Below are 12,245 nucleotides of genomic sequence, written 5' to 3'. Positions count from 1 at the left end.
TGATCGAGGCATGGCCGTGCGGGTTCTGAAAAGTTTGCTGGTGCTGGGGCTGTTGATTGGCGCTGCGGTGTTCGCGGTATGGCACGGTTGGCTGTCGCTGCCACCGCAGTGGAATCCCTGGGCGCCCCTGGACGTCAACGCGGCGCCGAACCTGCTGACCCGCTACAAGCTCATGGCCCTGCGCAACGACCCGCAATTGTGCGACCAGGCCATTGCAACCTCCGGCCTGCGGACCGCTCGCCAGGCCGACAGCGGTGCCCAGACCGGTTGCCCGCTGACCAATGTGCTGCGGGTCCAGGGCGGCGAAGTGGCGTTGAGCAGCAGCTTCCTGGCCAGTTGCCCGCTGGCGGTGGCGTTCGCGCTGTTCGAGCGTCACGCACTGCAACCGGCGGCAGTGGCGACCTATGGGCAGAAGGTGACGCGAGTCGACCACCTCGGCAGTTTCGCCTGTCGCAACATGTACGGGCGCGAGAGTGGGGCGCGCAGCCAGCATGCCACGGCCAGCGCCTTGGATATCGCCGGTTTTCGCCTGGCCGATGGGCGCACGGTCAGCGTGCTCAGGGATTGGCCGAAAGACAGCAACGACGCGCGTTTCCTGCGCCAGGTGCGCGACGGTGCCTGTGACATGTTCAGTGTGGTCTTGAGTCCGGATTACAACGCGGCGCACCGTAACCATTTTCATCTGGATGTGGGGCCGTGGTGGATCTGCCGTTGAATCAGGCGGCGATGCGCAGGTTCTGCAAGACGATCGGGCGTGCCCAGCGGGTGTCGAAGTCCAGTTGTTTCTGCTGGGCGACGAGTTCTTCTTCCGGGAACGGCGGGAATGGTTTGTCCAGCAAGCCGAGTTCGAACTCGGCGATCGGCAGGTGCAGCGGGCGCGGCTGTGGCGCCGGGCCGGGCTCCGGCAGTGGTTGGCCGGCGGCGAGGACGATGGGGCGAACCCAATGGCTTTCGAAGTTCTGCTGTTTTTGCTGGGCGGCGATTTCTTCCGGCGGGAAGGGTGGGAAAGGCTTGTCCAGCAGATCGAGTTCGAATTCGGCAATTGGCAGGAACAGCGGCTCTGGCGGGGCGACCAGGGTTTCCTTCACGTCGCAGGTGCGCTGGCTGACGATGTGGTCCAGCAGCTCGGCGCCGAGGGTCGGCTCGACATTTTCATCCAGGGCAACGGGCTGGTAACTACCCGGCGCCGGCGCGGCATCACCCAACTGATCGGCCAGGGCCCGGGCAAAAAAATCCTGCCATAGGTGACTGACGCCGCTCAGGGCTTGGGTGTTGCGCAGGCTGTAATCACCGTAGGGGGAGATGACGCCTGGCGCTATGGAATGAATGTCTGACATTTTTCTCGGTCGACGCTCAGCTCTGGCAAAATGCCGTTCACTGATGTTATCGGCCGGTTTTGCCGATCCTTAATTTTTTGAGCGTGTTTTTCCATGAGCGAACAACCTGCGGCCTGCCGCATCCACGTCGAGGCCCTGGCCCCGACTTTCCAGGCGCAGGCCGAACACTGGGCGCAGCGGCTCGAGCTGCCGTTGCAGGTGGACGACGGCGAGTTTGCCTTGCAGGTCGGCGAGCAAGGGCTGCAACTCCAGCAACTGGGCCCGGACGCGCCGGGGCCGGTGCGGGTCGACTTTGTCGAGGGCGGCGCGGCCCATCGTCGGCTGTACGGCGGTGGCAGCGGCCAGATGATCGCCAAGGCGGTCGGCATTGCCCAGGGCGTGCGCCCGCGGGTGCTGGATGCCACGGCCGGGTTGGGCAAGGATGCATTCGTGCTGGCGAGCCTGGGTTGTGAAATGAGCCTGATCGAGCGCCAGCCGCTGATCGGCGCCTTGCTGGAGGATGGCCTGGCGCGTGCGGCGGAGGATTTCGACGTCGCGCCGATTGTGGCCCGCATGCGTTTGCTAAAGGGCAATTCCATCGAGGTGATGCGCAACTGGGAAGGGGAGCCGCCCCAGGTCATTTACCTGGACCCGATGTTTCCTCATCGTGAGAAAACGGCCCTGGTGAAGAAGGAAATGCGCCTGTTCCGTCCCTTGGTGGGCGATGACCCGGACGCCCCGGCGCTGCTCGCAGCGGCCCTGGCCCTGGCGACCCATCGGGTAGTGGTCAAGCGCCCGCGCAAGGCCCCGTGCATCGACGGGCCGAAGCCGAGCCACGGACTTGACGGCAAATCCAGTCGCTACGATATCTATCCCAAGAAAGCGCTCAAGCCCTGAGACCGAGTTGCCTTCATTCGCGAGCAGGCTCGGGATGGCTGTGGGTCAGTTGGAGCAGATGTTGGCAGTGCCGTCGCCTTCGCGAGCAAGCCCGCTCCCACAGGGTTCTGCGGTGGATGCTGATTCTGTCAACACCTCGATCAAAACTGTGGGAGCGGGCTTGCCCGCGAAGAGGCCTTTCCAGCCAGCGAAAGTCCGCAGGATGATCTAAGGCCTATACGCCCGCACAAACAACCCCACCACCTCCCGCACATGAGCCTCGGCGGCTTCGGGCTCCAGCGGGGCGCCGCAGCCATACAGCAACCGGAAGTTCGCCGCGCCCTTGATCAGGCAGAAGAAGTGCTCGGCGGCATTGCGCGGTTTGTCGATGTTCAAGGCGCCGCTCTGGTGAACCTTGCTGAGCAGGCGCTCCATGCCGGACAGCATCCGCTGCGGGCCGGCCTCGAAGAAGATCGCCGAGAGTTTCGGGTCCTGGCTACCCAGGGCCATGATCACCCGATGCAGGTTCACTGACTCTTCGCTGTTGACCAACTGCTGAAAGCCGCCGGCGATGTTCAACAGTACCTGCTCGATCGCTACGCCCTCCGGCCATTCGAAGAACAGCGGCGGTACCTGCTCTTCGCATTTGGCGATTACGGCGGCGGAAAACAATGTCTCCTTGTCGTTGAAATGACTGTACACCGTCAGCTTGGAAACCCCCGCCTCGGTGGCGACAGCATCCATGCTGGTATTGGCGTAGCCCAAGCTCACGAACAGGCGTTTGGCCGCGTCAAGAATGGCCTGGCGCTTGGCCAGATCCTTCGGACGGCCGGGGCCACTGGGAGCTGAAAGATTGTTCGACATTTCTTCGCTTTAATACTGGACTGGTGAGTTTGCTATTAATAACATACTCGCCAGTATAATTATTCCAAGCATCATTAGCGAAAGGTCGCCCGCCATGTTCCGCTATGCCTTGTCCCTCGCCGTGCCAGTCAGCCTGGCTTTTTTATTGTCTGCGTGTGGTCATGACGAGCCGGTGGCCGTCGCCGTGCGCCCGGCCTTGGTGGTCAAGCCCGAGCCTTCGGCCCAGGCGACAGACAGTTATCCTGGCGAAGTACGCGCGCGGTTCGAGCCCGACCTGGCGTTTCGCATTGCCGGCAAGGTGAGCCGACGACTGGTGGAGGAAGGTCAACGGGTCAAGGCCAATCAGCCACTGGCCGAGCTCGACCCGGAAGATGTCCGGTTGCAACTGGAAGCGACTCGGGCGCAGGTCGCTGCCGCCGAGGCCAACCTGAATCTGGTGCGCGCCGAGCGTGATCGCTACAAGACCCTGATGGAGCGGCAGATGGTCAGCCGCTCGCAATACGACAATGCCGAAAACCTTTATCGCTCTGGCGCGGCGCGACTCAAGCAGATCAAGGCCGAGTTCGATGTCGCCAGCAACCAGGCCAGTTACTCGGTATTGCGCGCTCCCCAGGATGGCGTGGTCGCCCGCCGTTCGGTGGAGGTCGGGCAAGTGGTGTCGGCCGGGCAAACGGTATTCACCCTGGCCACCGATGGCGAGCGAGAAGTGCTGATCAGCCTGCCGGAACAGAGCTTCGGCCGGTTCAAGGTTGGCCAGCCGGTTTCGGTTGAACTGTGGAGTCAGCCCGACCAGCGCTTCAGCGGCCGCATTCGCGAACTCTCGCCGGCCGCCGACCCCAAGTCCCGCACCTTTGCCGCCCGTGTTGCCTTCAACGCCGGCAGTGTTCCAGCCGAGCTCGGCCAGAGCGCCCGGGTGTTTATCCAGACCGCCGACAAGGTACCGCTGGCCGTGCCATTGTCAGCTCTGACGGCGGAAAACGGCGCGACCTACGTCTGGGTGGTCAAACCCGACAACACGCTGAAGAAAGTCCCGGTCCGGGTCGGCGCCTTTGGTGAGAAGACTGTTCCGGTGCTCGAAGGCCTCAGCGCCGACGACTGGGTGGTAGCGGCAGGCGTGCATGTGCTCCTCGACGGCCAGCAAGTGCGGCCGGTGGATCGCTCCAATCGCGTGGTCAACCTGGCGGCCAAGGAGTAATCCCCGATGGGCTTCAATCTTTCCGAATGGGCGCTGCGTAATCGCCAGATCGTACTGTTCCTGATGCTGTTGCTCGCCATCGTCGGCGCGCTTTCCTACACCAAGCTGGGCCAGAGCGAAGATCCGCCGTTCACCTTCAAGGCCATGGTCATTCGCACCAACTGGCCGGGAGCGACCGCCGAGGAGGTTTCGCGCCAAGTCACCGAGCGCATCGAAAAGAAACTGATGGAAACTGGCGATTACGAACGGATCGTCTCGTTCTCCCGACCCGGTGAGTCCCAAGTGACGTTCGTGGCCCGTGATTCGCTGCATTCGGCGCAGATTCCCGAGCTGTGGTATCAGATTCGCAAGAAAATCAGCGACATTCGCCAGACTCTGCCGTCGGGTATCCAGGGGCCGTTTTTCAACGATGAGTTCGGCACCACATTCGGCAATATCTATGCGCTGACCGGCGACGGTTTCGACTACGCGGTGCTCAAGGATTACGCCGACCGCATCCAGATCCAGCTGCAACGGGTCAAGGACACCGGCAAGGTCGAGCTGATCGGGTTGCAGGACGAAAAAATCTGGATCGAGCTGTCGAACGTCAAGCTGGCGACTCTCGGCCTGCCGATGGCGGCGGTCCAGCAAGCTCTTGAGGAGCAGAACGCGGTGTCTACCGCAGGCTTCTTCGAAACCAGCAGCGAGCGCTTGCAGCTGCGGGTCTCGGGCAATTTCCAGACCGTGGAAGAGATCCGGAATTTCCCGATCCGTATTGCTGATCGCACGTTCCGTATCAGCGACGTGGCCGATGTGCGTCGCGGTTTCAACGATCCACCGGCACCGCGCATGCGCTTCATGGGCGAAGACGCCATCGGCCTGGCCGTGGCGATGAAGGAGGGCGGCGACATCCTGGTGCTGGGCAAGGCCCTGGAAGCCGAGTTCGCGCGGATCCAGAACAACCTTCCCGCAGGCATGCAGTTGCGCAAGGTCTCCGACCAGCCGGCGGCGGTGAAGACCGGCGTCGGCGAGTTCGTCCGGGTGCTGGTGGAAGCGCTGGCGATCGTGCTGCTGGTGAGCTTTTTTTCCCTGGGGCTGCGCACCGGGATGGTGGTGGCCCTGGCGATTCCGCTGGTGCTGGCGATGACCTTTGCCGCGATGTACTACCTGGGGATCGGCCTGCACAAGATTTCCCTCGGTGCCCTGGTGCTGGCCCTCGGGTTGCTGGTGGATGATGCGATCATTGCGGTGGAGATGATGGCGATCAAGATGGAGCAGGGCTTCGACCGGCTCAAGGCCGCCAGTTTTGCCTGGACCAGCACCGCGTTCCCGATGCTCACCGGTACGCTGATCACCGCGGCCGGCTTCCTGCCGATTGCCACCGCGCAATCGGGCACTGGCGAGTACACCCGTTCGATCTTCCAGGTGGTGACCCTGGCCTTGCTGGCGTCCTGGGTGGCCGCAGTGGTGTTCGTGCCCTACCTGGGTGAGCGTCTGCTGCCGGACCTGGCGAAAATTCATGCAGCCAAACACGGTAGCGACAGCGCTCAGCATGATCCTTACGGCACGCCGTTCTACCAGCGCGTGCGGCGGTTGGTGGAATGGTGCGTGCGGCGGCGCAAGACCGTCATCACCCTGACCGTGCTGTTGTTCATTGGCTCGGTGGTGCTGTTCCGTTTTGTCCCGCAGCAGTTCTTCCCGGCGTCGGGGCGGCTCGAACTGATGGTGGACCTGAAGCTGGAAGAAGGCGCGTCCCTGAGCAGCACCGCCGAGCAGGTCAAGCGCCTGGAGGCGCTGCTCAAGGATCACCCGGGTATCGACAACTATGTCGCTTACGTCGGCACCGGTTCACCGCGTTTCTACCTGCCGCTGGATCAACAGCTGCCAGCGTCCAGCTTCGCCCAGTTTGTGGTACTGGCCAAGACCATCGAGGACCGCGAACCGCTGCGCAGTTGGTTGATCAGTACCCTGAACGAACAATTCCCGACCCTGCGCTCGCGGGTCACGCGCCTGGAGAATGGTCCGCCGGTGGGCTACCCGGTGCAGTTTCGCGTGACCGGGGAACACATCGAGGAAGTCCGGGCCCTGGCGCGGAAAGTGGCGATGAAGGTTCGCGAAAATCCCTACGTGACCAATGTGCACCTTGACTGGGAAGAACCGAGCAAGGTGGTGTACCTGAATGTCGACCAGGACCGCGCCCGCGCCCTGGGGGTCAGCACCGCCAACCTGGCGAGCTTCCTGCGAAGTTCCCTGACCGGGTCCAGCGTCAGCCAGTACCGCGAAGACAACGAATTGATCGAGATCCTGCTCCGGGGCACGGTGCACGAGCGCACCGAGCTCTCGCTGTTGCCAAGCCTGGCGGTCCCTACCGAAAATGGCCGGAGCGTTGCGCTGTCGCAGATCGCGACGCTGGAGTACGGCTTCGAAGAGGGCGTGATCTGGCACCGCAATCGCCTGCCGAGCGTGACCGTACGAGCGGATATCTACGGCAAGGAACAGCCGGCGTCCCTGGTGCAGCAGATCTTCCCGACCCTGGACCCGATCCGGGCCGAGTTGCCGGACGGGTACTTGCTGGAAGTGGGCGGCACGGTGGAAGACTCGGCCCGTGGCCAGAAGTCGGTGAATGCCGGGGTGCCGCTGTTCATCGTGGTGGTGTTGACACTGCTGATGCTGCAACTGCGCAGTTTCTCACGCACGGCCATGGTGTTTCTCACCGCGCCCCTGGGCTTGATCGGCGTTACGCTGTTCCTGCTGGTGTTCCGCCAGCCGTTCGGGTTTGTCGCCATGCTCGGCACCATCGCGCTCTCGGGGATGATCATGCGCAACTCGGTGATTCTGGTGGACCAGATCGAGCAGGACATCACAGCCGGGCTCGCGCCCTGGCAGGCGATCATCGAAGCGACCGTGCGCCGTTTCCGACCCATCGTGCTCACCGCGCTGGCGGCGGTGCTGGCGATGATCCCACTGTCGCGCAGCCTGTTCTTCGGCCCGATGGCCGTGGCGATCATGGGCGGGCTGATCGTCGCGACGGCGTTGACGCTGTTGTTCCTGCCGGCGCTGTATGCGGCGTGGTTCAGGGTCAGGAAGGCCTGACCAACAGATGCACACTGGCCCTGTGGCGAGGGGATTTATCCCCGCTGGGCTGCGAAGCGGCCCTAAAGCAGCGAACTCAATCTTCCTGACTCACCGAGTTGTCTGGTTTGGGGGCTGCTGCGCAGCCCAGCGGGGATAAATCCCCTCGCCACAGGGTGTTTGCGCTGAGTTTTAAAGGGTACCGAACACCTTCTTCGCCAGGCTGGTCGCCGCGGCCGCCGGGTTCTGGCGAATGGTGGCTTCCTGTTTGCCGATCATCTCGAACAGCCCGTCCAGCGCCTGTTCGGTCACGTAGTTCTCGATGTTCGCGCTTTTGGCGTCCACCACGCCCAGGGTCGCGGCCTGGCCGGCGAAGGCGTTGTATTTCTGGGCCAGGCCGACCTTGTCGGTGGCTTGCTTGACGATGGGCAGGAACTTGGCGCGGATCTGCTCGCGGCTGCTCTTGTTCAGGTATTGCGTCGCCGAGTCGTTGCCACCGCTCAGGATGCCCTTGGCATCGTCCACGCTCATGTTCTTCACCGCATTGACCAGGATCGGCTGGGCCTGGACCACCGCTGCTTCGGCGGCCTGGTTCATGCTGGTTTCCAGTTGATCAACCTGCTCGCCCATGCCGAAGGCCTTCATCTTGCTGGCGACTTTGCCGAGCTTGCCCGGCAGCTCGATCTTCACGTCCGGGTTATTGCTGAAACCGCCCGGTGTGCCCAGTTGCTTGACCGCCACTTGCGCGCCTTGGGTCAGGGCGTCCTTGAGACCGCCGGTGGCGTCCTTTTGCGACAGGTCGCCCAAGGACAGCGCCATGGCGTTGGCACAGATCAGCAGGCCCGCGCACAGGCCGGTGAAACGGAGAGTAGAGCGGAGCATGGTGGCGTCCTTGAAAAAGTTTGGGGAAAAATCAGCGTGCAGCGTTGACGCGGATCTTCAGCGGTTGCGGATCCTTGCCGTCGAGCTGCACAGGGTGTTGCTCGGTGGTGATGAACATCAACTGGCCGTCCGCCTCGATGCGGGCGCTGACGGCGTAGCGATGGCCGGGCTTGACCTGGGTTGGATCATAACTGAGGTGGAACGGCAGCGGGACCTGGCCGTTGACCGGACCGTTCTGTTCGTCGAGCACCACGGCCGGTGCGTCGGCCAGTGACACATCCTGCAAACTCACGCTCAAGGTGGCGTTGGGCGGCAGGGCGATGCGTTGCAGGTAGAAGACTTCACCGTCCAGGGACGCGACGGTGGCGGTGGGGGATGGCGCCGATTGGCAGGCGGTCACCAGGGCGATGGATGCAAACAGAGCGAATTTTTTCATTGGAAATACCCGGCTCAGTGGTGCCCGATCTGTACCGGGCGCCACTGAGCTTCTAGCGAAATTTACGTCCAGGCATCCGGCCGTTTACGTCGCGGTTCAGGAACCGAACGCGGGTGCCTGGGCAGTTTCAGCCTGCGATGCTGGCGCCAGGCTCAAGGGGATGTCAACGTGTTGATCGGTGCCATCCCAGGCGAAGGTCTGTTCGGTATCAAGAAAAACAGCGGTGGCCCCTTGGTACATCTGGGCGCTGACCGACAGCTCCTCCCCTGCGTTAAATGCTTGCGGATCGATCTGGAAACGATGCAGCCAAGGCGTCGCAGCCACCGGTTCCGTTGGCGCTACGTTGGAACCCTGGCCGCCGCTTGCGCTGATCTGTATGCCGCAGGCGTCCCGAACGCTGACTACGGGGCGGCCGTCTTCCGGGAGTTGAAAGCCTTCCGGCAGGCGCATGGTTAACGTGATGATCTTCATGATGATTTCCTTTTCATTACGCCGACATTGACGTGAGCCCATCCTAGGGCTCACCTGCGCAGCTTTCTGTAGGTCTTTTCTTGGAGTGCTGTGGTTTTATCCGTTTAGCGGTGTCGAATCATCGTTTTCCGCGGTCATGACGGCCTCCGCCGCGTCCTCGCTACGATGCAATGCCACCTGGCGGATCGACAGGCGAATCTCTGCCGGCAGCACCCGCTTCGCCGCACCCTCGGCCAACTCGCCCAGCAGCTCGTGATAACTCAGCTTGCCGGCTTCGTCGCGGCGCAGCACGTCGAGGTCCAGCATGGTCTGGATGAAATGCCGGAACAGGCTCTTGTCGAAGAACTCCGGAGCGTTCAGCCCGTGCAGGATCGATAGGCGCTGGGCCATCACCGTGCAAAGGTCCTCAAGCTCTTCGGCGCTGACGCTGTTCTGGCCGCTGTTGAGCAGCAGCGAGACGGTCATGTAGAAACGCTGCAAGGTCTGGGCGATGCTCTTGGACAGCAGCGTCAGCAGTACGAAATGCCGTGAGCTCGGGGCCGGACGCAGGTACAGGTCTTTTTCGAAACGCAGCAGGCCTTGTTCGACGAACGCTTCGAGCCATTGGTCGACCACACCGTCCAGCTCTTCCAGCGACCAGCGAATGAACAGTTCCGATTGCAGGTACGGGTACAACGCACGGGTGTAGCGCAGGATCTGCCCGCGGCTCATGCGCGAAGTGCTCTGGAAGAAACTGGCAAGCAATGCCGGCAGGGCGAAGATGTGCAGCACGTTGTTGCGGTAGTAGGTCATCAACACCGCGTTCTGCTCACCCAGATACAGGATCTTGCCCAGGGCATCGTTCTGTTCGGACAGCAGGTCCATGCCTTTGACGTGCTCGATCAAGGCTTGCCCGTCGCCCTCGGGCAGGGTGGTGTGGGGGGAATATGGCACTTTGCGCAGCAACGCCAAGTACAGGTCCAGCACCCGGGCCATGGCGTGGTGGTCCAGGGCCAGGCGGCTGGTGGACAGCAGCGCCAACGCCACGAGGTTGACCGGGTTGATCGCCGCGGCTTCGTTCAAGTGCCGGGCCACGCGCTCGCCCAGGCGATGGGTGGTTGCGTTGAGCCACGCCGGTTTGAACTGTGGCCCCAGCTCCTGTTGGCGCCAATCGGGCTGTTCGGCGTCGAGGAACTCCGCCAGTTTGATCGGCTCGCCGAAGTTCACCGCCACCTGGCCGAAACGCTGCTTGAGGGCACCGATGACCTTGAAAATGTCGAAGATCGATTCTTTCTTCTTACTGGCCCCGCGCAGTTCGCCCAGGTAAGTGCGACCTTCCAGCACCCGCTCGTAGCCGATATAGACCGGTACGAAGACGATGGGCGTACGCGACGAACGCAAGAAACTGCGCAGGGTGATGGCGAGCATGCCGGTCTTGGGTTGCAACATACGCCCGGTGCGCGAGCGACCGCCCTCGACGAAGTATTCCACCGGGAAGCCTTTGGTGAACAAGGTGTGCAGGTATTCGTTGAACACCGCGGTATAGAGCGGGTTGCCCTTGAAGGTGCGGCGCATGAAAAACGCCCCGCCACGGCGCAGCAGGCCGCCGATCACCGGCATGTTCAGGTTGATGCCGGCGGCGATGTGCGGTGGTGTCAGGCCGTTGCGAAACAACAGGTACGACAGCAGTAGGTAGTCGATGTGGCTGCGGTGGCACGGTACGTAGATGACTTCGTGGCCCGGGGCGATTTTCTGCACGCCTTCGATGTGGTTGACCTTGATGCCATCGTAGATTTTGTTCCAGAACCAGCTGAGCACCACTTCCAGGAAGCGGATCGCGGTGTAGGTGTAGTCCGAGGCGATTTCGTTGCCGTAGCGCAGGGCCTGGGCCTTGGCTTTTTCCGGGGCGATCTTTTCCCGCTCGGCCTCGTCGGCAATCGCCTGCTTGACCAGCGGCTGGTTCAGCAGACCCTTTACCAGATTGCGTCGGTGAGAAATATCGGGGCCGATGACCGCCGATTTCAGATTGCGGAAGTGCACCCGCAGGATTCGCTGGGCCATGCGTACGGTGCGTTCGTGGCCCTTGTCGTGTTCGATCAGCTCGCGCAGGTGGATTGGCGCGGAGAATTGCACGCGGGTCTTGCGCCCCAGGATCATGATGCTCAGCAGGCGGCGCAGGCGACCGGTGACGGCCCAGCTGTCGGCGAACAGCAACTTCCACGGGCTGGACTCACTATCGGGCGATTGTCCCCAGAACACGCTGACCGGGATGATTTGCGCATCCTCGGCGGCCTCGTGGCTCAGCACGTTGACCAGCCGCGTCAGGGTTGGCGGCGCGCCGCGTTTGTCCTGGCGCCCGAGCCAGTCCGGTGCTGGCGTCAGGTAGAAAAACGCCGCCGGTTCCAGCAGGTTACCCACCGACACCGGCAATACCGGACGGGGCAGGCCGGCCTTGGTGCACTCGGTGTCGAGCACCGCCAGGTCAGTGAGCGAGGGATCTTGCAGGACGTAGAACACCGGACGGCTGCGGTCGAGGTTGAGGGTGAAGGACGACTGGTTGATCGTCTCTGAGCGAACCCAGAGGTACAACAGCCGGCGCAGGGTGCCAAACACAAGACGACGGAACGGAGAACGGGTCATACGGCTTCTGCATGAGTGGATGAAACCGAGCGACTGCTCGGGCTCGCTAGTGTGCAGGATTCATCGAAAATCGGCAAAAAAGCGGCGAAGTAAAGTCAGTTGAGAGTTTTTGCGGCTGTCATATACTCGGTCGGCTGGCTGCCTCCGCCTTCCTCATGGAGGGCCGGACGGTGGCGAAAGTTCTCCGGCGCAACAGCCGACCTAAAAATAAGAATGGGAGTGAGCATCATGGCAGCACGCGAAACCGGCAATGTGAAGTGGTTCAACGACGCCAAAGGCTACGGCTTTATCCAGCGCGAGGGCGGGGCGGATGTCTTCGTGCATTACCGTGCAATCCGCGGCGAAGGCCACCGCTCGCTGACCGAAGGCCAGCAGGTCGAATACGCGGTGGTGGAAGGGCAGAAGGGCTTGCAGGCTGAGGATGTGGTGGGGTTGTAAACCTCGCTTCCAGCCGCCACTAATCCCCTGTGGGAGCGGGCTTGCTCGCGAATACGGTGTATCAGTCAATGAAGTATCGATTGATACACCGTATTCG

11 protein-coding genes are annotated in these 12,245 nt (G+C 62.4%); 5 read left to right on the top strand and 6 right to left on the bottom strand.

The window, feature by feature from the left end:
* Positions 1-10: 10 nt before the first annotated feature.
* Positions 11-715, top strand: a complete 705-nt coding sequence (locus RGM2987_RS12070; protein ID WP_245141232.1) for an extensin family protein — start codon at positions 11-13, stop codon at positions 713-715.
* 1 nt (position 716) lies between these two features.
* Here the strand turns inward: RGM2987_RS12070 and RGM2987_RS12065 are convergent, their stop codons facing one another.
* Positions 717-1,337, bottom strand: coding sequence for an energy transducer TonB (locus tag RGM2987_RS12065; RefSeq protein ID WP_245141230.1), 621 nt, complete (start codon positions 1,335-1,337; stop codon positions 717-719).
* Between the two features lie 93 nt (positions 1,338-1,430).
* Between RGM2987_RS12065 and RGM2987_RS12060 the strand changes: the two genes are divergently transcribed.
* A complete protein-coding gene (locus tag RGM2987_RS12060) occupies positions 1,431-2,213 on the top strand; it encodes a class I SAM-dependent methyltransferase (RefSeq protein WP_245141226.1) in 783 nt (260 codons plus the stop codon).
* A gap of 207 nt (positions 2,214-2,420) precedes the next feature.
* Here RGM2987_RS12060 and RGM2987_RS12055 read toward each other — a convergent pair whose 3' ends face one another.
* Positions 2,421-3,056 (bottom strand): TetR/AcrR family transcriptional regulator, encoded by a 636-nt coding sequence (locus RGM2987_RS12055; protein ID WP_245141224.1) that lies wholly within the window; start codon positions 3,054-3,056, stop codon positions 2,421-2,423.
* A 94-nt stretch (positions 3,057-3,150) separates the two neighbouring features.
* Between RGM2987_RS12055 and RGM2987_RS12050 the strand changes: the two genes are divergently transcribed.
* Together RGM2987_RS12050 and RGM2987_RS12045 are read left to right on the top strand one after the other, a co-directional pair.
* The gene (locus RGM2987_RS12050; protein ID WP_245141221.1) at positions 3,151-4,251 is read left to right on the top strand and encodes an efflux RND transporter periplasmic adaptor subunit; all 1,101 of its coding nucleotides are present in this window, start codon (positions 3,151-3,153) and stop codon (positions 4,249-4,251) included.
* Between the two features lie 6 nt (positions 4,252-4,257).
* Positions 4,258-7,323, top strand: a complete 3,066-nt coding sequence (locus tag RGM2987_RS12045; RefSeq protein ID WP_245141219.1) for an efflux RND transporter permease subunit — start codon at positions 4,258-4,260, stop codon at positions 7,321-7,323.
* A 171-nt stretch (positions 7,324-7,494) separates the two neighbouring features.
* On the opposite strand, the gene RGM2987_RS12040 is transcribed toward RGM2987_RS12045, so the two are convergent.
* The 4 genes from RGM2987_RS12040 to plsB form a co-directional block, all read right to left on the bottom strand.
* On the bottom strand, positions 7,495-8,184 hold the full coding sequence (locus tag RGM2987_RS12040; RefSeq protein ID WP_245141217.1) for a DUF4197 domain-containing protein: 690 nt from the start codon (positions 8,182-8,184) through the stop codon (positions 7,495-7,497).
* Positions 8,185-8,215: 31 nt separating this feature from the next.
* Positions 8,216-8,620, bottom strand: coding sequence for a YbaY family lipoprotein (locus RGM2987_RS12035; protein ID WP_245141214.1), 405 nt, complete (start codon positions 8,618-8,620; stop codon positions 8,216-8,218).
* 96 nt (positions 8,621-8,716) lie between these two features.
* Positions 8,717-9,091, bottom strand: a complete 375-nt coding sequence (locus RGM2987_RS12030; protein WP_245141212.1) for a hypothetical protein — start codon at positions 9,089-9,091, stop codon at positions 8,717-8,719.
* A gap of 96 nt (positions 9,092-9,187) precedes the next feature.
* Positions 9,188-11,710 (bottom strand): glycerol-3-phosphate 1-O-acyltransferase PlsB, encoded by a 2,523-nt coding sequence (gene plsB / locus RGM2987_RS12025; RefSeq protein WP_245141210.1) that lies wholly within the window; start codon positions 11,708-11,710, stop codon positions 9,188-9,190.
* A gap of 228 nt (positions 11,711-11,938) precedes the next feature.
* On the opposite strand from plsB, the gene RGM2987_RS12020 reads away from it, so the two are divergent.
* The gene (locus tag RGM2987_RS12020; RefSeq protein WP_003184959.1) at positions 11,939-12,148 is read left to right on the top strand and encodes a cold-shock protein; all 210 of its coding nucleotides are present in this window, start codon (positions 11,939-11,941) and stop codon (positions 12,146-12,148) included.
* Positions 12,149-12,245 lie beyond the last annotated feature (97 nt).

Source organism: Pseudomonas sp. RGM2987, from assembly GCF_022952855.1.
In the GTDB taxonomy this organism is placed as follows: domain Bacteria; phylum Pseudomonadota; class Gammaproteobacteria; order Pseudomonadales; family Pseudomonadaceae; genus Aquipseudomonas.
The sequence above is the reverse complement of the archived record's forward strand: the minus strand, read 5'-3'. Positions and strand labels throughout refer to the sequence as shown.